The organism is Rhizobium sp. G187, assembly GCF_051549525.1.
Lineage (GTDB): Bacteria > Pseudomonadota > Alphaproteobacteria > Rhizobiales > Rhizobiaceae > Allorhizobium.
Genome location: NZ_JBPUGM010000004.1, coordinates 207,971 through 226,928, shown reverse-complemented (window position 1 = coordinate 226,928; position 18,958 = coordinate 207,971). Strand labels below are relative to the sequence as shown.

Annotated in this window: 16 protein-coding genes; 3 read left to right on the top strand and 13 right to left on the bottom strand. The window is 61.3% G+C overall.

All coding sequences use genetic code 11. The annotated features are described in order from the left end of the window. Window positions 1-8: 8 nt before the first annotated feature. The 10 genes from phnE to phnG all read right to left on the bottom strand — a co-directional run bounded on the left by phnE (window position 9) and on the right by phnG (window position 8,230). Window positions 9-971: a phosphonate ABC transporter, permease protein PhnE gene (gene phnE / locus ACSV9I_RS13610; protein WP_054157991.1), complete on the bottom strand. Its 963-nt coding sequence runs from the start codon at window positions 969-971 to the stop codon at window positions 9-11. Between the two features lie 84 nt (window positions 972-1,055). Then, on the bottom strand, window positions 1,056-1,961 hold the full coding sequence (phnD, locus tag ACSV9I_RS13605) for a phosphonate ABC transporter substrate-binding protein (RefSeq protein ID WP_054157990.1): 906 nt from the start codon (window positions 1,959-1,961) through the stop codon (window positions 1,056-1,058). Between the two features lie 81 nt (window positions 1,962-2,042). After that, window positions 2,043-2,900, bottom strand: a complete 858-nt coding sequence (gene phnC / locus ACSV9I_RS13600) for a phosphonate ABC transporter ATP-binding protein (protein ID WP_438329315.1) — start codon at window positions 2,898-2,900, stop codon at window positions 2,043-2,045. A 123-nt stretch (window positions 2,901-3,023) separates the two neighbouring features. Continuing rightward, window positions 3,024-3,638, bottom strand: coding sequence for a DapH/DapD/GlmU-related protein (locus ACSV9I_RS13595; RefSeq protein WP_438329313.1), 615 nt, complete (start codon window positions 3,636-3,638; stop codon window positions 3,024-3,026). Beyond that, window positions 3,635-4,342 (bottom strand): phosphonate C-P lyase system protein PhnL, encoded by a 708-nt coding sequence (gene phnL / locus ACSV9I_RS13590; protein ID WP_438329312.1) that lies wholly within the window; start codon window positions 4,340-4,342, stop codon window positions 3,635-3,637. Before phnL ends, ACSV9I_RS13595 begins: the two co-directional genes overlap by 4 nt. 24 nt (window positions 4,343-4,366) lie before the next feature. Next, the gene (phnK, locus tag ACSV9I_RS13585) at window positions 4,367-5,143 is read right to left on the bottom strand and encodes a phosphonate C-P lyase system protein PhnK (RefSeq protein WP_438329310.1); all 777 of its coding nucleotides are present in this window, start codon (window positions 5,141-5,143) and stop codon (window positions 4,367-4,369) included. Then, a complete protein-coding gene (locus ACSV9I_RS13580; protein ID WP_438329654.1) occupies window positions 5,140-6,030 on the bottom strand; it encodes an alpha-D-ribose 1-methylphosphonate 5-phosphate C-P-lyase PhnJ in 891 nt (296 codons plus the stop codon). Before ACSV9I_RS13580 ends, phnK begins: the two co-directional genes overlap by 4 nt. A gap of 11 nt (window positions 6,031-6,041) precedes the next feature. Further along, the gene (locus tag ACSV9I_RS13575) at window positions 6,042-7,148 is read right to left on the bottom strand and encodes a carbon-phosphorus lyase complex subunit PhnI (RefSeq protein WP_438329309.1); all 1,107 of its coding nucleotides are present in this window, start codon (window positions 7,146-7,148) and stop codon (window positions 6,042-6,044) included. A 3-nt stretch (window positions 7,149-7,151) separates the two neighbouring features. After that, window positions 7,152-7,760: a phosphonate C-P lyase system protein PhnH gene (gene phnH, locus ACSV9I_RS13570; protein WP_438329307.1), complete on the bottom strand. Its 609-nt coding sequence runs from the start codon at window positions 7,758-7,760 to the stop codon at window positions 7,152-7,154. Further along, the gene (gene phnG / locus ACSV9I_RS13565; protein ID WP_438329305.1) at window positions 7,760-8,230 is read right to left on the bottom strand and encodes a phosphonate C-P lyase system protein PhnG; all 471 of its coding nucleotides are present in this window, start codon (window positions 8,228-8,230) and stop codon (window positions 7,760-7,762) included. The genes phnH and phnG overlap by 1 nt, the downstream gene beginning before the upstream one ends. Before the next feature lie 109 nt (window positions 8,231-8,339). On the opposite strand from phnG, the gene phnF reads away from it, so the two are divergent. Further along, a complete protein-coding gene (gene phnF, locus ACSV9I_RS13560) occupies window positions 8,340-9,062 on the top strand; it encodes a phosphonate metabolism transcriptional regulator PhnF (RefSeq protein WP_438329303.1) in 723 nt (240 codons plus the stop codon). Window positions 9,063-9,079: 17 nt separating this feature from the next. On the opposite strand, the gene ACSV9I_RS13555 is transcribed toward phnF, so the two are convergent. Then, window positions 9,080-13,327 carry a beta strand repeat-containing protein gene (locus tag ACSV9I_RS13555; RefSeq protein WP_438329302.1) on the bottom strand — a complete coding sequence of 1,416 codons (4,248 nt, stop codon included), beginning with the start codon at window positions 13,325-13,327 and terminating at the stop codon, window positions 9,080-9,082. Window positions 13,328-13,659: 332 nt separating this feature from the next. On the opposite strand from ACSV9I_RS13555, the gene ACSV9I_RS13550 reads away from it, so the two are divergent. Next, window positions 13,660-16,359 (top strand): cation-transporting P-type ATPase, encoded by a 2,700-nt coding sequence (locus ACSV9I_RS13550; protein ID WP_438329300.1) that lies wholly within the window; start codon window positions 13,660-13,662, stop codon window positions 16,357-16,359. Here the strand turns inward: ACSV9I_RS13550 and ACSV9I_RS13545 are convergent. After that, window positions 16,343-17,071 carry a GntR family transcriptional regulator gene (locus ACSV9I_RS13545; protein WP_438329299.1) on the bottom strand — a complete coding sequence of 243 codons (729 nt, stop codon included), beginning with the start codon at window positions 17,069-17,071 and terminating at the stop codon, window positions 16,343-16,345. The genes ACSV9I_RS13550 and ACSV9I_RS13545 overlap by 17 nt on opposite strands. Window positions 17,072-17,242: 171 nt before the next feature. Between ACSV9I_RS13545 and ACSV9I_RS13540 the strand changes: the two genes are divergently transcribed. Further along, window positions 17,243-17,929, top strand: coding sequence for a type 1 glutamine amidotransferase (locus ACSV9I_RS13540; protein ID WP_438329298.1), 687 nt, complete (start codon window positions 17,243-17,245; stop codon window positions 17,927-17,929). 6 nt (window positions 17,930-17,935) lie between these two features. On the opposite strand, the gene ACSV9I_RS13535 is transcribed toward ACSV9I_RS13540, so the two are convergent. After that, the gene (locus ACSV9I_RS13535) at window positions 17,936-18,841 is read right to left on the bottom strand and encodes a LysR family transcriptional regulator (protein WP_438329297.1); all 906 of its coding nucleotides are present in this window, start codon (window positions 18,839-18,841) and stop codon (window positions 17,936-17,938) included. Window positions 18,842-18,958 lie beyond the last annotated feature (117 nt).

The window sequence follows — 18,958 nt, the reverse complement described above, 5'->3', positions numbered from 1 at the left end:
CCTGGATCTCACGTTACCGACTGGAAGGCCTGTTCTCCGACGAGCTTGCGGCGGAGGGATGCGGAAAGCTGGTCGATGGCGATGACTGTCGTCAGCAAGAGAAGGATGATGGCCAGCGTCTTGGCCTCATGCCCCTGGCCGATGGACAGGCGGAGCAATTCACCGATGCCGCCGCCGCCAACCGCGCCGATGATGGTCGACGCGCGGACGTTGATTTCGAACCGCAGCAGAGCGTAGCTCAGGAAATTCGGCATGACCTGTGGTGTGATGCCGAACCAGACGCGTTCGAACCAGTTGGCACCGACGGCGCGCAGGCCCTCGTCCGGTCGCATGTCGGCGTTTTCGATCACTTCGAAGAAGAGCTTGCCAAGCGCGCCGACCGTGTGAACCGTGACGGCGATGATGGCGGGAATTGGTCCGAGTGACAGGATGGCGAGGAAGAAGCCGGCAATAACGACTTCCGGAAAGGCGCGGAGGATTTCCATGTAGCGGCGAATCGGCCAGCGGATCCAGGCGGCCGGCATCATGTTCTTTGCGGCGAGGAAGGAGAGCGCAAAACCGATGATCGTTGCGACGACGGTGGACAGCAGCGCGATGTTGATCGTTTCGGCCATCTTGTGGAAATATTCCGGAATGTAGAGGCTCTCGGTGATGTAGAGCCGGCCCTCCGGATAGTTGAATTTCATGCTGCCATCGGCATGGGGCGAAGCGAGATCGAACAGCGCGCGCCAGATCTCCCAGCCGTCTTGTGGCACCAGATCGCCTATAAAATCGAAGAAATAGGGCAGGCGGTCAAAGAACTTGCCGGAATTGGTTTCGTTGGCGAACCAGAGCGAGCCGGAGATGGCAAAGAACAGGATGAGCAGGCTGAGCCCGGTATACATCCGCCGCTTGGCCGCCAGTTCCTGCCAGTGGCGCTCGACGGTGGCGCCGCTTTCGCTCAAGGGTGGCTGTGTCGCCGTCATGGCCATTGCCGCTCGTCCTTCTGACCCTTTGTCATCAAAGCAAGGCCGCCGGTCGGGAACCGACCGACGGCCTTGTTTTCGAGGCTGCTATCAGCCGCCGATTGTTGCCTTGCGGGCGTCGATGATCGGCTTGTAGAAGTCGACGTTGACTTCGGTGAAGCCCTTGAAGTCACCGCCCTGGATGGCCGAGAAGCAGGCCGCATCCGTCTTTGGCAGATCGAGCATGAACTGCTTGAACTTGGTCTTCATGTCGTCGTTCATCGACGTGCGGATAACGATCGGGCCGTTCGGGATCAGCGGCGACTTCCACAGTTCGACGAGGTCTTCCATGTTGAGGATGCCCTTGTCGACCATCTTCCTCAGATTGCCGGAGGTGTAGCCGTCCTTGAATTCACCAACGCCGGAGCCGAAGGTCGTGCCGGCATCGAAAGTGCCTTTCAGCACTTCGAGGACGAGGTTTTCGTGGCCGCCGCCGAAGCCGGTTTCGGCAACGAATTCCTTCACCGGGCCGCCAATGGCTTCCGGCAGGGTCACAGTCGGGATCAGGTAGCCAGAGGTCGAGTCCGGGTCTGCGAAGCCGAGCTTCTTGCCCTTGATGTCTTCGACCTTAGTCATGCCGCTATCTTTGCGGGCAACCATGATCGAGTAGTAGCCCATCGAGCCATCGGTCTGGACGGTGGTGAGGATTGGTTCGACGGCATCTGCCTTGGCGAGATAGATCTTGGCAAAGCCCGAGGCGCCAAGTTCTGCATAGTCGAGCGTACCGCCCAGCAGGCCCTGGATAACACCGTCATAGTCGGCGGCCGGGAACAGCGAAACCTTCTCAACGCCCAGAACGGCCGGAAGCTTGTCGGTCATGCACTGGTAGTTGCGCAGGCGGTCGGCTTCGTTTTCGCCGCCAAGAATGCCGATGCGGAATTCCTTGAGGTCTTCGGCCTGGGCGCTGACGGCGAGAGCGGCGAATGTCGCCGTGGCAAGCAGGATCTTCTTCAACATGGCTTGGGTCTCCCGTTCGATAGGGTTGGGTTTCAGCTGTCTTGAATGGCGCCCTTGTCGCAGGGCAGGCGATCTTCGTGGTCAGGCCTCGGCAGTTGCCAGAGAACGCAGGCCAGGGGATGGGATCGAGCGCACGTCATTGTCCTGACGCGCGATGGTGATGCTGGTCGAGGTCATCGTCTCGTCAATGCCGGCGCCATGCTGGTCTGCGCCGTAGATCTCTTGCACCGCATCGGCGGTCAGCTCGTCCGGGGTGCCGTCGAAAACGACGCGGCCGCGCGCCATGCCGACGATGCGTTCACAATAGTTGCGGGCTGTGTCGAGCGTGTGCAGGTTTGTGATAACGGTGATGCCTTCCCGCTCATTGATGTCGCGCAGCGCATCCATGACGATCTTGGCGTTGAGGGGGTCAAGCGAGGCGATCGGCTCGTCAGCCAGTACCATCTTCGGCGACTGCATGAGCGCCCGGGCAATCGCCACACGCTGCTGCTGACCACCCGAGAGGGTGCCGGCCGGCTGAAGTGCCGTCTGCTCGATGCCAAGGCGCTCCAGGGCCGCGATCGCCATGAGGCGCTCCTCGCGTGTGAACATGCCGAGCAGGCTCATGGCGGTCGAGCGATGGTTCAGGCGGCCGAGCAGGACATTGGTCAGGACATCCAGACGCGGCACGAGATTGAACTGCTGGAAAATCATCGCGCAATCGCGCTGCCAGTTGCGCAGGGCTGACCCCCGTAGCGAAGATACTTCCAGATCGCCGAAGCGGATGCTGCCCGCGGTCGGATCGACCAGGCGGTTGATCATACGCAGAAGCGTCGACTTGCCGGCGCCCGAACGCCCGATGACGCCAACCATCTGTCCGGTTGGGATGTCCAGCGTCACCTTGTCGACAGCCGTGTTGCTACCGAACTGTCGGGTGAGGTTGGTCAACTGGAACTGCATGATGTGTCCTTCGCCGTCGTTGATCGCGGTGTTGCGTATCCACTAATGGTCCAGCGTGAAGCGCGAATGTCAGTTTTGCGTCAGTTTTGCAAAGATGCGGGAAGCCCTGAAAACACTGGGTTTTCAGTTGTATTTTGACAGAAATGCATCAGCGTCGAGGTGGCGAAAATCCTCAAGTGCAGCGAACAAGCGGTCGTGCTCCCAATCCCACCAGGCGAGCTTTTGCATGCCCTCTGCAATGTCGGCGGGAAAGCGCTCGCGGATGAGCTTTGCCGGGACGCCGCCGACGATGGTATAGGCGCCCACATCGCGTGAGACGACGGCGCCTGCGCCAATCACCGCACCATCGCCAATTGTCACGCCTGGCAGGATCGTGGCACCATGGCCGATCCAGACATCGTGACCGATTGTGACGCGGTTTTCGCGCCGCCAGGCGAAGAAGTCATGGTCGTTTTCCGCGCCATCGAAGTAGTCTGCCGCGCGGTAGGTGAAGTGATGCAAAGTTGGACGCCAAGTCGGATGATTGGTGGCGTTGATGCGGACGGCAGCTGCGATATTGGCAAACTTGCCGATCGTCGCGCACCAGACAGCGCCATCCTGCATGATGTAGGAATAGTCGCCCATTTCCACCTCTTCGAGGCGGCAGCGCTCGGCCACCTCCGTATAGCGGCCGAGCGTCGCGTTCACCACGCGAGCGCTTTCATGGATCATCGGTTCGAGGGCAAGTTTCTTGCTCATGCCGCAGCCTTTCGTGGCGAGAACTGCATGACATCGATAATGCGATCGGCAACAGCCTCCCGTACTTCCTCGTCGTGGAAGATGCCAAGTAGGGCCACGCCTTCTTCCTTCTTGGCGCGGATCATCGACACGACCACTGCACGATTGGCCGCATCGAGTGATGCCGTCGGTTCGTCCAGCAGGAGCACGGCGTGATCGGTGATGAAGCCACGGGCGATGTTGACGCGCTGTTGCTCACCCCCGGAGAAGGTGGAGGGAGGCAGTTGCCAGAGATCGCGTGGAAGATTTAGCCGGCTAAGCAAGTCTGCTGCTCGTTCGCGCGCTTCCTCGGTGGCTGTGCCACGGGCTATCAGCGGCTCAGCCACGACATCGAGGGCGGAGACGCGTGGCACTGTGCGCAGGAACTGGCTGACATAGCCCAGAGTGGCGCGGCGAACTTCAAGGACGGTGCGAGGATCGGCGGTCGCGATATCAACGATCCGGTCCTGGTGGGTGACGAGGATCTGGCCGGCATCGACGGCATAATTGCCATAGAGCATCTTGAGGATCGAGCTCTTGCCGACGCCGGAGGGACCGCCGAGGACGACACATTCGCCCGATACGACCGAGAAGGAGACGTCAGAGACGACGGGGAGAACGAGGCCGCCGCGCAGATGCATGGTGAAGCTCTTGCACACCTCTGAGACGACGAGGGGAGTGGGCATGGTTTTTTCCTTTCGCGACGCCGGTCAGACTTGCAGGATCGAGGAGACGAGCAGCTGGGTGTAAGGTTCCCGTGGATCATCAAGCACGCGGTCGGTCAGACCGTGTTCGATCACATGGCCGTCCTTCATCACCATCATCCGGTGCGAGAGCAGGCGGGCAACCGCGAGGTCGTGGGTCACGACGATGGCCGATAGCCCGAGATCGTTGACAAGGCCGCGGACGAGATCGAGCAGGCGTGCCTGGACCGAAACATCGAGGCCGCCTGTCGGCTCATCCATGAAGACGAGGCGGGGACCGGTGACGAGATTGCGGGCGATCTGCAGGCGTTGGCGCATGCCGCCGGAAAAGGCGCGGGGCTGGTCGTCGATGCGATCGGTGGAGATCTCGACTCGTTCCAGCCATTCGGTGGCTGTCTGGCGGATCCGGCCGTAATGGCGGTCGCCGACCGCCATGAGGCGCTCGCCGACATTTGCGCCGGCCGAGACCGTCATGCGCAATCCGTCGGCCGGGTTCTGGTGGACAAAACCCCAGTCCGTGCGCATGAGAAAGCGGCGTTCGGCTTCATTCATATGGTAGAGTTCGCGGTACTGGCCATCGCGCATGTGATAGTCGACGCTGCCGGTTGTCGGCATCAGCCGGGTTGACAGGCAGTTGAGAAGCGTCGTCTTGCCCGATCCGCTCTCGCCAACGATAGCCAGCACTTCACCCGGCCAGAGGTCGAAAGAGACCTCCGTGCAGCCGATGCGGCTGCCATAGAATTTCGACAGCTGGCGGACTTTCAAGAGGGGCTGGTTGCTCATTCGGCGGCCTCCTTGGGTGTCTTCGGGTTCTGGGCAAGCATCTCGCCGACATGGCCTTCGGCCTGCCGTGTCTCGCAGTGATCGGTATCGGAGCAGACGAACATCCGGCCGCCCTTGTCGTCGAGCACGACCTCGTCGAGGTAGACGTTGTGGGCGCCGCAGAGCGCGCAGGGCTTGTCGAATGTCTGGATCTCGAAGGGGTGATCCTCGAAGTCGAGGCTCACGACCTCGGTGTAGGGCGGGACCGCATAGATGCGCTTCTCGCGGCCTGCCCCGAAGAGCTGGAGCGCTTCCGACATGTGCATCTTTGGATTGTCGAATTTCGGCGTTGGCGACGGGTCCATCACGTAGCGACCCTCGACCTTCACCGGATAGGCATAGGTCGTGGCGATGCGGCCGTGCTTGGCGATGTCCTCGTAAAGCTTCACATGCATGAGGCCGTATTCTTCCAGCGCATGCATCTTGCGGGTCTCGGTCTCGCGCGGCTCGAGGAAGCGCAGGGGTTCGGGGATCGGCACCTGATAGACCAGAACCTGGCCCTCCTTCAGTTTTTCCTCGGGAATGCGGTGGCGGGTCTGGATGATCGTTGCTTCGCTGGTCTTGGTGGTGGCGGCGACATTGGCGACCTTCTGGAAGAAGGCGCGGATGGAGACGGCATTCGTCGTGTCGTCAGCGCCCTGATCGATGACCTTCAGCGTGTCGTCGCGGCCGATGATCGACGCCGTGACCTGCACGCCGCCGGTGCCCCAGCCATAAGGCATCGGCATTTCACGGCTCGCAAACGGCACCTGATAGCCGGGGATGGCGATCGCCTTCAGGATCGCGCGGCGGATCATGCGCTTGGTCTGTTCGTCCAGATAGGCGAAATTGTAGGTGGCGAGTTCCATTGCCGGCGCGCTCATTCTGCGGCCTCCTTCAGGTCTGTCTCATCGTTTCGCTTGCCATCGTGCTTTGCCCGCATACGGCGGACGAGATCGAGTTCGGCCTGGAAGTCGACGTAATGTGGCAGCTTCAGATGTTCGACGAAGCCGGTCGCCTGGACGTTGTCGCAATGGGAAATCACGAATTCCTCGTCCTGGGCGGGGGAGACGACATCCTCGCCGAATTCCTGGGTTCTGAGCGCCCGATCGACCAGCGACATGGACATGGCTTTGCGCTCGCCCTGGCCGAAGACCAGGCCGTAGCCGCGGGTGAATTGTGGGGGCGCCTTGGCCGAGCCCTTGAACTGGTTGACCATCTGGCATTCGGTGACGCGGATCTCGCCAAGCGAGACACAGAAGCCGAGTTCCGGCACATCGAATTCGACCTCGACCAGGCCCATGCGGATTTCCCCGACAAAGGGATGAGTGCGTCCATAGCCGCGCTGGGTGGAATAACCGAGTGCGAGCAGGAAACCCTCGTCGCCCCGGGCGAGTGCCTGCAGGCGCAGATCGCGTGGCATGGGAAATTCCATCGGTTCGCGGGTCAGGTCGCCGGCGAGGTGATCCTGCGGCATGTCGCCATCCGGTTCGATCAAGCCTTCGCCATCGAGAATGTCGGAGACCCGCATTACCGGTTCTGGCGCCTCGATCCGCATTTCCGCGGGCTCGATGGCACTGTCCTCGAGAAGCGAGGGGTCGAGCAGGCGATGGGTATAGTCGAAGGTGGGGCCGAGCAACTGTCCGCCGGGCAGGTCCTTGTAGGTGGCGGAAACGCGGCGTTCGACCCGCATTCTGCCTGTGTCGATCGGAAGTGAGGTGCCGAAGCGCGGCAGTGTGGTGCGGTAGGCACGGAGAAGGAAAATTGCTTCGATCATATCGCCGCGCGCCTGCTTGAGGGCAAGTGCTGCGAGCGCGCAGTCGTAAAGCGAGGCTTCCGCCATGACGCGGTCAACGGCGAGGCCGAACTGCGCGACGATCTGGTCGATGGTGACGGAGGGCAGGGACCGGTCGCCACGGCGACGATCAGCGAGCAATCGGTGGGCATTCGCAATGGCTTTTTCGCCACCCTTGACGGCAACATACATGGCTCAGGCCTCCATCTGCGTGATCTTGGTTGTGCGCGGCAGGGCGAGGAATTGTCGTCCGCTGGTCAGGACCACGTCGACACCGCGCGGGAAGAGCGCTCGGTTGTCCGTCCATTGGCGCAGGAATGTCTCGGGCAGACCCTTCGGCGCGATGGTGGCCGTTTCACGAATGCCCGGGCCTGTCAGCTGCAATTTCGGCCCGGCTTCCAGAGAGGGTAGTTCGATTACCAGAGTGGCGGACCGGTCCGGATATTCCTGGGAGCCGAGGGCGAAATGCGAGAGCGGTGGCAGCATGGCGCCAGCGTCCACAAATGCGAATTTTGCCTCGTTCTTTTCCGCTGCCAGCGGCGCCACGGTATGGAATCCGATCCATGCAGGAAGCGCCGAGCGCAACAGGGCAGGCGTCAGCCAGATCGATGTGTCATGGTCGCAGAGCGTCAGCAGGATTGCGCCAGCGGCTATGCCGAGCGGCGGCGGTGGCTGGATGACCTCAGTCACCGTGCCCAACGTTCCTGGGCGGGCGAGTGCGTCCATCAGGCTGCGAAAGACCGATTGCGCATCATGGACTGCGTCGGCAAAACCACCGACCAGGCTTTCTGAAGCTGTCTGCATCAGTCTTCTCCTCTGACCATCGTGAAGAAATCGACCTTGGTGGCCGCGGTTTCCCTGCGGGACTGCTCTGCTTCTGCGGCAATACGGGCTTCGATGTCGCCGAGCAGGCCTTCTTCGAGGATGCGACTGTGCGCGTCGTTCTGCGCCAAGGCATCGAAGACGGCAGCGAGCATGGCTGCGCGGCGATCTGTGCCGAGCCGGTAGCCATGGCCGACGGTGCCATCGGCCAGCCGAATGCTCGCACGCGTCATCGTTGCCTCACCCAGGTTGAAGGGTGATCCCCCGCCACCGATCCGCCCGCGAACCATCACGAGACCGGTCTCCGGGCCGCGGATCGAGCTATAGCTCGGTGGGGGATCGAGTTTGGCTGTGGCGTCTTCGAGTTCACTCCGCGTGGCACGTGCGAGGAGATCAACCACCCGCTTTCGAGATGCTGCCGAATTTATTTGCGTATCGCGTGCTGGGTTCATTGTCGGGCCTCTAAATGTCTAGTAATATAGACAACCATACAAGTTACTTTATAAGTAACCGTTCGCGGTGACAATCGTGTGACACGGGTATGAGACAAGGCAGGGGAAAATGATCGAGAGACAGAGGGGCGTCGCGCTCTGGCGGCAGATTTCCGACCGGATTCGCGCCAATATCGCTGCTGGGCTCTATGATGGCTCGGGTATGGTGCCGGCCGAGACCGCGCTTGCAGAGGAATTTTCGGTCAACCGCCATACGGTCCGCGCGGCGCTGGCGGCCCTTGCGCAGGAGGGTGTCGTGCGCTCCGTACAGGGGCGTGGCACGATGATCGAGCGGCGCAACAAGTTCGACTTCCCGATTGGCAGGCGCACCCGTTTCACCGAAGGCATCGGCGATCAGGCACGCGATCTGCAGGGAGTTTTGCTGGCATCGGCGGTTGAGCCGGCAACTGCCGAGATTGCCGGGCGGCTGAAGCTTGTGGCGGGTACGGAGGTGCTGCGGCTGGATGGCGTTCGCCGCGCGGATGGCCGTGCCGTTTCGCGTTCAACCATGTGGTTTCCAGCGGCTCGATTTGCTGGCATCGATCAATCCTTCGCCGCCTCGGGGTCGATCACGCTGGCGCTCGCGGCCTCAGGTGTGACGGACTACGTCCGCGACGTGACCGAGATCTCTGCCGTGCATGCCGAACCGGACGACGTGGCTCAGCTTGAACTGACCCCTGGCGCGATCGTGCTGGTGACGCGGGCGGTGAACACCGATCCCGCCGGTCTGCCGATCCAGTATGCCGTCACCCGTTTTCCGGCGGATCGCGTTCAATTCACGATCCGCAACTGAAGGTCTGGCGATTTGCCTCAGGCTGACTGGAGTGCTGCGAGAACGGCGGCGATCTGGTCTGGGTTCATCACCTGGCCCTGTGTGGCGGTGAAGGACTGCAACTGTGCCTGGCTGAGGTTCGAGATCTGCGCCACCGTCAGTCCGGGAATCGCATAGGGATTGATCGCGGCAATCTCCTGGCTGGTGAAGGTGCGCAGCTTTGCCGGTCCAAGCGCGGTGATCTGGGTTGCGTTCAGTCCGGCGACCTGACTTGTCGTCAAAGCCTCGATCTGGCTCTCCGACATGGCGCCGAGCTGGTCGACGGTCAGGCCGTTGACGGCCGTCGGGCTCATCGCCGCAATCTGGCTAGTCGTCATGTTGACGATCTTGTCTGCGCCGAGCGTCGCAAGCTGGATCGAATTCATCGAACCGATCTGTGTCGTGGTCAGCGCCTGGACCTGAACAGGGGTCAAGGCACGGAGCTGGTAATAGGTAAGGTTTGCGACCTGACCAGTTGTCAGCGCGGCAATCTGCTCGGGTTGCAGGGTGCTTACTGTGGTCGGCGAGAGGCCGCTGATGGCCGTCGAGGAGATGGACGCCATGTCTGTTGCCGACAGGGTTTCCAGTGCGGCGGGGGTGATCGCGCCAATCTGCGTGGCAGACATGGCTCCGATCTGAGCCGTCGTCAGGGCATCGAACTGACTTGGCGTGATGGTGGCGATCTGCGCCGTGCTCAATCCGGGGATAGCCTTGGCACTGATGGCAGCGACCTGGGTGGTCGACAGGGCCGCTATGCTGCCTGTCGGCAGGCCGGCGATCTGGGTTGCAGAGAGGGCGCCGATCTGGGCGACGGTGAGGACAGAAACCTGATCCGCACTCAAGGCATTGAGTTGGTCGAAGGTGAGGCCTGCCATCTGCGCGGTTGTCAGGGCGCCGATCTGCTCATGAGTGAAGCCTGCGATCGTGGACGGCTGGAGGCCCGCAATGCCTGCTGCGCTCAACCCGGCCAGATCCGTCTTCGAGAAGGTTGCAAGCTGCTGGCTTGAGAGCGCGCCAACCTGGGTCGCGGTCAGTGCGGCGATTTGGGTCGACGAGAGCGCGTCGATCTGTGACGGGGACATCGCGGCAATCTGGCTTGCCGTGAGACCGGGCAGCGCCTTGGTGGAGATCGCGCCAATCTGATCTGGCGATAGAGCGGCAACCGCCGTTTCGTCGAGCGCGCCGATTTGCGTCGTGGTCATGGCCGCGATCTGCGTGGTCGACAGGAGTGCCACCTGTTGTGGCGTCAGGCTTCCGATCTGTTGAGTGGTCAAGCCTGCGATCTGGGTTGCTGTCAGGCCGGTGATCTGATCGGAGGAGAGTGCTGCAAGCTGCGTGTTTGTCAGGCCGCTGATGCCAGTCGCGCTGATCGCTGCGATATCGGCAGAGGAGAACAGGCTCAGCTGGTCGAGGGTCAGCGCACCAACCTGAGTCGCGGTCAGGCCGGCAATCTGTGTGGATGTCAACGCATCGATCTGGGTTGTCGACAAGGCGGCGACCTGTGTCGTGGTGAGCCCTGCAATGCCCTTGGCACTCAGGGCTGCCGTCTGGCTACTCGACAGGGCGGCGAGGTTGGCGAGCGGCAGGGCTGCAACCTGCGTTGGGCCGAAAGCAGCCATCTGCGTGGCTGAGAAGGCTTCCATTTGCGACGGGCTGAGTGCCGCAATCTGGCTTGTCTTCAGTGCGCCGATCTGGCTGGCCGTGAGGGCTCCCAGCTGTTCAAGGCTGAGTGCCGCAATCGTTTCGTCAGTAAGAGATGGAATTGCGGTGACGCTGAGTGCAGCGATTTCCGCTGGCAGGAAGGTGGCCATGTCGGATGGCTTCAGGATGGCGACTTGCCCTGCAGTCAGGCCCGTAGCCTGGGTCGCCGTCAATGCCTCGACCTGTTCGGGTGACAGGGCGGCAATCTGTTCGGTTGAGAGTGCCGCGACAGCCTTTGCATTCAGCGAGGCGACCTGCTCGGTCGACAGGGCCGCGATGTTTGCCGTCGTCAGAGATGGCATCTGTGCCGCCGTGAGGCTTCGCACTTGTGTCGTGCTCAGCACGGATAGCTGTGCGGGCGTGAGAGCTGCGACCTGCGTTGCGGTCAAGGCGGCGATCTGGGCCGCAGTCATGGCGCCGATCTGGTCCGGATGGAGGCCGGCCAGCTTCTCTGGCGTGAGCGCAGTCAGAGCGCTGACGCTGATCGCAGCGATATCAGTTGTCGAGAATGTCGCGAGCTCGTCCGCTCCTAGCGCGGCAAGCTGCGCGGCGGTCATTTTGCCAACTTGCGATGAGGTCAGAGCCTCTGCCTGATTGCTGTCGAGGGCCGCGACCTGGGCTGCGGTCAGTCCCGACACCGAGGTCGACGCCAAGCCGGCGATCTGTTCCGGCGACATGGCTGCAACGCTTGCAACGGTCATGCTCGACATCTGGACTGCGCTGAAGGCGCCGACTTGCGCTACCGACATAGCCTCGACTTGACCAGGCGTCAGTGCCGCTATCTGCGTGGTGGTCAGGCCGCGCAACTGCACGGGCGTGAGTGCTGCAATCTGTTCAGGCGCCAAGCCTGCGATGCTGTCTGCGGAGAGGCCCGCGATCGCCTTGGTGCTGATCGCGGCGATCTTTGCCGGCGTCAGTCGTTCAAGTGCTTCCGGTGCGAGGACGGCGACTTGTGACGCGCTGAGGGCACCGATCTGCGAGGTGGATAGCGCGTCGACCTGATCTGGAGCCAGCAGGGCAATTTGAGCGGTCGTCAATCCGCTGATGGCGCGCGGGGATAATGCCGCAATCTGGTCTGTGGACAGTGCGCTGAAGGCGGCAGGCGTGAGAACGGCGACCTGGCCGGGGGACAGTGCCGCCACTTGCGCCGTTGACAGAACTTCGATCTGAGCCGGGCTCAGTGCGCCGACCTGCGCTGCTTTTAGCGTTGTAATCTGCTTCGTCGTCAGGGTTGTGACCTGTTCAAGGGTCAGTGCAGCCATCTGATCCGTCGATAGGCCGGTTGCGGCAGCCGGCGAGAGGGCCGCTATCTGGCTCGGCGAAAAAGCTGATAGCTGTGTTGTCGATAGGGCTGTCACCTGGCGTGCGGTCAAGGCTGCCACCTGAGCCGTTGTCATCGCCTTCAGCTGGTCTTCACCAAGTGCTGCGACCTGGGGCAGGGTGAGCCCGGCGACTGCCTTCGGATTGAGAGCCGCGATCTGTTCGGCCGAAAGATTGGCCACGACATCGACCGAGAGCGACGCCACTTGCGGGCCGGACAGTCCACGCAATTGTGCGGCAGAAAAGACGGCGACTTGTTCGTCGGAGAGAGCGGCGATCTGATTGGGGCGGAGAGCTGCAATCTGCGCTGCCGTGAGGGCTGTCGTCTGTTCAGGGCTCAGGGCTGCGATTTGGTCAACGGTTAGTCCGGGCGCCGCCTTGGCGCTGATTGCTGCGATCTTGGCGGGATCGAGAGCCTGCAATTGATCGGTGGTAAAGGCACTGACCTGCCTAGAATTCAGGGCTGTGATCTGGGCCGCGGTCATCGCGCCGGTCTGGGCTGCTGAAAGGCTGCCAATCTGCTCGGTCGACAGGCCGGTGATCGCTCGCGTGCTGATCGCGGAAAACTGGCTCGCGGTAAATGACCCGAGCTGCACCGTCGACAGGGCGCTGATCTGTGATGCGGTCAAGGCGCCGATCTGGGCGGTGGTCAGCCCCGCAATCTGCTCTGGTGTCAGGGCGCCGATCTGATCGGCTTTCAGTGCGGCAATCTGGGCCGGCTTCATCGCGCCGACCTGCTCGGGCGTAAGCGTGGCCAGGTTTGCGGGCGTGAGGCCTCGCATGGCTGCTGTGCTGATTGCGGCAATATCGGTTGGCGAGAAGGTTGCGAGGTCTTCGGCGCTCAGGGCCGCAATCTGTGATGCGCTCATGCGCGCGATCTGCTGGGGCGTCAGGGCTTCGGTTTGCTCGGTGCTGAAGCCACCGATCTGGGCGGCCGTCAAGGCGCCCACCTGCGTTGCGGCGAGGCCTGAGACGTTGTCGGCGGAGATTGCGGCAATCTGGTCAAGCGTCAGCCCGGTGATTGCACGCGTTGAAATTGCATTGAGCTGACTCGTGTTGAGGCTGGATACCGCCTGATTTTGCAGAGCAGCAACCTGGGTCGCGGATAGCGCGCCGACCTGGGCAGTCGACAGACCGGCAACATCTTCCTGTGACCACGATGCGATGGTCGTGGTGGGAAGCGCCTTGATCTGGGCGGGACTCAGGGTGGAAATGATCGACGTCATGGACGGCTTCGCTCCGGCTGCTGTCAAATGGCTCGTTTCGCCCCGGCGCCTCACCCGACCTGCCCGAGAGCAGATGTGGGTTATTCGACGCGCAGACGGACGAATTGCGCTCTACCGGGATGGGCTTTCAGCGAATCAACCCGGCAGAGCGTTTCCACCCTTGCCCGCCATGCTTGCCCGAGACTGTGCTTTCCACTTCCCGGGGTGGGGTGAGGTCGATGCAATGAACGGTTGGGTCTTGTCTTGAATCAATTACAATCGGTGGCCCGGCAGTCAGGATGTGAATGAGAGCGGCGGCGTGTTTGTCAGCGATCACAGTGAAGGCGAACCCCATGGCTGCACCAGATCATACGAGTGCCTTTCACGCCCTGGCTCTCAATGAGGTTCTCGACCGGTTCAACGTCGGTTCTGCCGGTTTATCATCGGAGGAAGCCCGGCATCGCCTGCAGACGTTTGGTTCGAACCGTCTGCCTGAAGCTGCGCGGCGGGGTCCGGTGCTGCGTTTCCTCGCTCAGTTCCACAATGTCTTGATCTATGTGCTCATCGCTGCCGGGTTCGTAACCGGTTTCCTCGATCATTGGGTGGATACCGGCGTTATTTTTGCTGTGGTGATCGGCAATGCCGTGGTGGGCTTCATCCAGGAAGGACGCGCGGAAAAAGCCATGGACGGAATCCGCTCGATGCTTGCACCCCGTTCGGCCGTGTTGCGAGATGGGCGACGTCAGAGTGTCGACTCTGCGGCACTGGTCCCGGGCGATGTCGTGCTCCTCGAGGCGGGCGATCGTGTGCCGGCGGATCTGCGGGTGATGGAGGCGCGGGGCGTCAAGGTCGAGGAAGCCGTGTTGACCGGGGAATCGATCGCCGTCGAAAAGATGACCGAGCCCACAGAGTTGGATGTGCCACTCGGTGATCGATCTTCGATGATGTTCAGCGGCACGCTGGTTGCTGCCGGTGCCGGACGAGGTCTGGTCGTGGCGACTGGTCGCGATAGCGAGATCGGCAAGATCAGCCGAATGCTGTCCGATGTCGAGGTCCTGACCACGCCACTGCTCAGCCAGATGGATGCATTTGGGCGCTGGCTCACTGTGTTTATTCTGCTCCTGGCCGGCGTTCTGCTGGTCTATGGCTCCATTGTCGGCCACATGGTTTTCGACGAGCTCTTCATGACGGTTGTCGGTCTTTCGGTCGCTGCCATTCCGGAAGGATTGCCGGCGGTCATGACCATCATCCTTGCTGTCGGAGTCCAGGCGATGGCGCGACGCAACGCCATTGTCCGGCACCTGCCGGCCATTGAGACGCTGGGTTCCGTTTCGGTGATCTGCACCGACAAGACGGGTACGCTGACGCGTAACGAGATGATCGTGGCGACCCTTGTTGCCGCCGAGCACGACTATGCGGTGGACGGTGCCGGCTATGCGCCCGAGGGGGCCGTCCGCTGGCGGGATGCCGATGCCGATCGTGCGCAGCATGCCGTGCTGACCGAATTCGCGCGTGCGGCCGCGTTGTGCAACGATGCCGTTCTAGTCGAATCCGATAACGCATGGCATGTGGAAGGCGACCCGATGGAGGGCGCGCTTGTGGCTCTTGCCGGCAAAATCACCGGCGGTGGGCCTGAACCTTTCGCGGGTGACTGGCATCGGCTCGATGCCATCCCCTTCGATGCAGGCCATCGCTACATGGCGGTACTGCACGAGGATCAGGACGGACGGCGTGTCATCCATGTCAAGGGCGCACCCGAAGAGGTGCTGGCGCTCTGTGCTCATCAGCGGATTGCGGGCGGCGGTATCGCTTTGATCGACATGGCGCGTTGGAGCACGCGAATAGATGCGCTGGCAGCAAATGGTGAGCGTGTGATTGCCATCGCTCTGCGGGATGTTCGCCGCAATCACAAAGGGCTCAACCATCACGATCTGAGCGGCCACCTGACGCTGATCGGGTTGATCGGTCTGATCGATCCGCCACGGGCAGAAGCCATTGAGGCCGTCGCAGAATGCCATGCGGCGGGAATTCGGGTGAAAATGATCACCGGCGATCATGCTGCGACAGCCCGTGCGATCGCCTCCATGATTGGTCTCAGGAACAGTGATCGCGTGCTGACCGGCAAGGACATCGAGCGGCTGGATGATGCCCAATTGGAGGCAGCTGCCGCTGAAGTCGATATCTTCGCCCGGACGTCACCTGCGCACAAACTGAGGCTCGTCAAAGCGATGCAGGCGCGGGGTCTCACCGTTGCCATGACGGGAGACGGGGTCAATGATGCCCCGGCGCTCAAACGTGCCGATGCCGGGATCGCCATGGGCATGAAGGGTAGCGAGGCGGCGAAAGAGGCAGCGGATCTTGTGCTGGCGGACGACAATTTTGCCTCCATTGTTGCGGCCGTGCGTGAGGGGCGGACCGTCTACGACAACATCAAGAAGGTGATCAGTTGGACGCTTCCGACCAATGCCGGTGAAGCGCTGACCATCGTTATCGCTCTGTTTGCCGGGCTAGCCTTGCCGATCACGGCGGTGCAGATCCTGTGGATCAATCTCGTCACCACCATTACGCTCGGTTTTGCGCTCGCTTTCGAACCGACCGAGGCGGCGGCCATGCAACGTCCGCCAAGGCGTCGTGAAGCGCCTCTGCTCGATGGCGGCTTGCTGTGGAATATCGTACTCGTATCACTGCTCTTCGCATGCGCCATCTTCGGAGTTTATTTTCTGGCGCTCGACAAAGGGCATGATGCGGCGCTGGCGCGCACCATGGCGATGAACATGCTTGTCGTGCTGGAGATTTTCCATCTCTTCTACATCCGAAATTTCTATACGACGTCGCTGAACTGGAAAGCGGTTCGGGGTACGCCCGCTGTCTGGGCATGCGTGGCATCCGTCACGCTGGCGCAGCTGGCGGTAACGTACATCCCGGTGCTCCAGAATTGGTTCGGCACCAAGCCGGTGCCGTTAGTTGATGGGGTGATCATCATCGGCGTCGGCGTTGTCTTCTTTGCCTTGGTAGAAGCAGAGAAGCAGATCCGACTTACGTTGCGTCGATGATGTCTGGGCTCGGACGTTGTCCGGCAGGCCAGTCGGTATCCGTCTCGACTGTTCCGCGTACCCTCAGAAATTCATAGAGATGGCCAAGCCCATCCCGAATGTCGGCTTCAATCGCAGCGGTCAGCGCGGCGGCACTGCCCACTTTGATCGCAGCGAGGGCTTCGGCATGGCGATCGATCCGATAGCTCTCGGAGAGATTGGATGTTGCAAGACGCATGAAGGGTCCGAGGCGTAACCAGACGGTTTCCAGAAGCGCAAGGATCACGGCATTGTTGCCTGCTTCGTAAATGGCCCGGTGGAAGGCGAAGTTGCGTTCTGTCGCGCGGGGAATGTCGTTCCTTATGTGGGCGCTGTCTATCTCCTGGTCGATCTCTTCGAGCAGGTCCAGCCGTTCAGCATCTATGCTAGAAAGGGCGCGTTCAGCCGCAAGCGTTTCCAGCGCGACCCTTGCGGCGATGATTTCGTCGAATTTGACGGAGGTCATGCGCGGCACGCGAACCCGGCGATTGTCGAGATATTCCAGCGCGCCATCTGCGACCAGACGGTGCAGAGCCTCGCGAACCGGCATGGCGCCGACGCCCAGGTCAGCGGCCACACCATGGATGGTAATGGCGCGCCCGGGTTCGACGTCGCCACACATGATGCTTGCCCTCAAGGTGCGGTAGACCCGCTGCTTGATGGTTTCGTCGGGCTTGCGTGTATCCGGCGGCATCAAGGCCCCTCCCGTGATCGTCTGTGGTCACGATAGAAGACAGTGGGCCGGGAGGCACAGGAAATTTTTCTGACGGCCGCGCGTCCTACTTGATTTTTACCGGTGTCGGCATTTGCTATAGCTTAAACAGGTCGCTTGCTTCGGCAAGCGAATACCGAACAGGATATTGTGATGAGCACCAAGACCATCGGCATTCTCGTGACCGGGCATTCGCCTGCGGAGCTGACCGGGGAGTATGGCAACTATGCCGATATGTTCATGCGGCTGCTCGGCAAGTTCGATTTCGAGTTCAAGACCTATTTCGTTGTCGACGGCGTCTTTCCTGAAAGCCCGAAAGAGGTCGACGGCTGGCTGCTGACCGGCTCGAAATTTGGTGTTTATGAAGATCACGAATGGATCCGAAAGCTCGAAGACTTCATTCGTCGCGTGCATGCAGAAGGCGTGCCGATGGTCGGCATCTGTTTCGGTCACCAGGTCATGGCCAAGGCGCTCGGCGGCCATGTGGAAAAATTCAAGGGCGGCTGGTCCGCCGGCCCTGTCACATATCGCCGATCGGATACGGGCGAGGAACAGGTGTTGCTCGCTTGGCATCAGGATCAGGTCATCAAGGTTCCGGAAGGGGCCGAGGTCGTCGGTAAGACCGATCAGTGCGAGAATGCGGTCATCCGCTACGGCGATTGGGGGCTGTCCTATCAGCCGCATCCCGAGTTCTCTCCAGCCTTTTTCGAAGGCCTGGCTTCGGCACGGCGCTCGGCCATTCCGGAAAGTCTTTATGAGGAAGTTAAGTCCGTTGAGGCCTCGATTTCAACAGACCGCGTTGCCGATGAAATCGGCAGTTTCCTCGCCCGCGAGCGCTGATTAGCCTCAAAGGGTTGCGTCCCAGCTGTCGCGGATGAAGGCTTCGAAGAAGTCGGAGAAAGTTGCGACGCGCAAGGGCAGGTGCTCGTAGGGCGGATAAAAGAGCGTCAGCCAGATTTCCGGCGCGTTCCATTCGGGCAGGACCTCCATCAGTCGACCGGCGTTCAGATCATCCGCGACGATGAAGTGCGGCAAGAGGGCAATGCCTTCGCCGGCCACAGCCAGTCTCGCCAGGAAATCGCCATTGTTGATCGAGAATCGGCCCTGCGCTTGAACGGCGCGGGTCTGGCCGTTGCGACTTAGTTCCCAGAGTTCTGTCTGCGAGTGATCGTGATAACTGAGGCATTCGAGGCCTACGAGATCCTCCGGCACTTCCGGCCGTCCATGTTGTGCGATGAACGACGGAGCGGCGACGAGCCGTCTCGGTACGGGTCGGATCTTGCGCCAGATGGTCGACTTGTCGGAAGGCGGACCGGAAATGCGGATGGCGAGGTCGTAGTCTTCTTCGACGATATCGACGAAACGGTCCGAAAGCTCGATCGCGACGCTGGTTTTCGGATGGATGATCGCAAACTGGCTAAGCACGGTCGGCAGTACCGTCATTCCAAGCGACATGGGTGCAGAGACCCTAAGCGAACCCGCCGTCACCTTTTGCAGGTCGCGCGTCTCCTCTGTCGCCCGGGCGAGGCCCTCCACCAAAGGACGCACCCTCGCTGCATAGGCCGCACCCGCGGATGTCAGTGAAACCTTGCGGGTGGTTCTGAGCAGCAGTTGTACACCAAGCCTGTCCTCGAGCGCCGAGATTGTGCGGGTTACCGAAGCGGGCGTGTTCGACAGAAGCCTTGCGGCCGAGGTGAAGCTGCGCTGGTCGGCGACCGCCAGGAAGGTTCGGATCGATTCCAGTTCGCCCATACGATTATTGCTCCATATGCAACAGTATCCGATGAATTATAGGCATTCTAAACCGGTAATGCATGCCTCATATTCTGGTCATCACAACAAACCGGCATTTCTGGCCGGGAAAGGATC

Bases quoted from the DNA above. Each gene is read 5' to 3' on its own strand.
- phnF (WP_438329303.1), top strand. From the start codon at position 8,340: ATGATCGAGAGACAGAGGGGCGTCGCGCTCTGGCGGCAGATTTCCGAC.
- ACSV9I_RS13555 (WP_438329302.1), bottom strand. From the start codon at position 13,327: ATGACGTCGATCATTTCCACCCTGAGTCCCGCCCAGATCAAGGCGCTT.
- phnE (WP_054157991.1), bottom strand. From the start codon at position 971: ATGGCCATGACGGCGACACAGCCACCCTTGAGCGAAAGCGGCGCCACC.
- ACSV9I_RS13550 (WP_438329300.1), top strand. From the start codon at position 13,660: ATGGCTGCACCAGATCATACGAGTGCCTTTCACGCCCTGGCTCTCAAT.
- phnD (WP_054157990.1), bottom strand. From the start codon at position 1,961: ATGTTGAAGAAGATCCTGCTTGCCACGGCGACATTCGCCGCTCTCGCC.
- phnH (WP_438329307.1), bottom strand. From the start codon at position 7,760: ATGCAGACAGCTTCAGAAAGCCTGGTCGGTGGTTTTGCCGACGCAGTC.
- ACSV9I_RS13580 (WP_438329654.1), bottom strand. From the start codon at position 6,030: ATGGAACTCGCCACCTACAATTTCGCCTATCTGGACGAACAGACCAAG.
- ACSV9I_RS13575 (WP_438329309.1), bottom strand. From the start codon at position 7,148: ATGTATGTTGCCGTCAAGGGTGGCGAAAAAGCCATTGCGAATGCCCAC.
- phnK (WP_438329310.1), bottom strand. From the start codon at position 5,143: ATGAGCAACCAGCCCCTCTTGAAAGTCCGCCAGCTGTCGAAATTCTAT.
- ACSV9I_RS13545 (WP_438329299.1), bottom strand. From the start codon at position 17,071: ATGCCGCCGGATACACGCAAGCCCGACGAAACCATCAAGCAGCGGGTC.
- phnC (WP_438329315.1), bottom strand. From the start codon at position 2,900: ATGCAGTTCCAGTTGACCAACCTCACCCGACAGTTCGGTAGCAACACG.
- phnG (WP_438329305.1), bottom strand. From the start codon at position 8,230: ATGAACCCAGCACGCGATACGCAAATAAATTCGGCAGCATCTCGAAAG.
- ACSV9I_RS13535 (WP_438329297.1), bottom strand. From the start codon at position 18,841: ATGGGCGAACTGGAATCGATCCGAACCTTCCTGGCGGTCGCCGACCAG.
- phnL (WP_438329312.1), bottom strand. From the start codon at position 4,342: ATGCCCACTCCCCTCGTCGTCTCAGAGGTGTGCAAGAGCTTCACCATG.
- ACSV9I_RS13540 (WP_438329298.1), top strand. From the start codon at position 17,243: ATGAGCACCAAGACCATCGGCATTCTCGTGACCGGGCATTCGCCTGCG.
- ACSV9I_RS13595 (WP_438329313.1), bottom strand. From the start codon at position 3,638: ATGAGCAAGAAACTTGCCCTCGAACCGATGATCCATGAAAGCGCTCGC.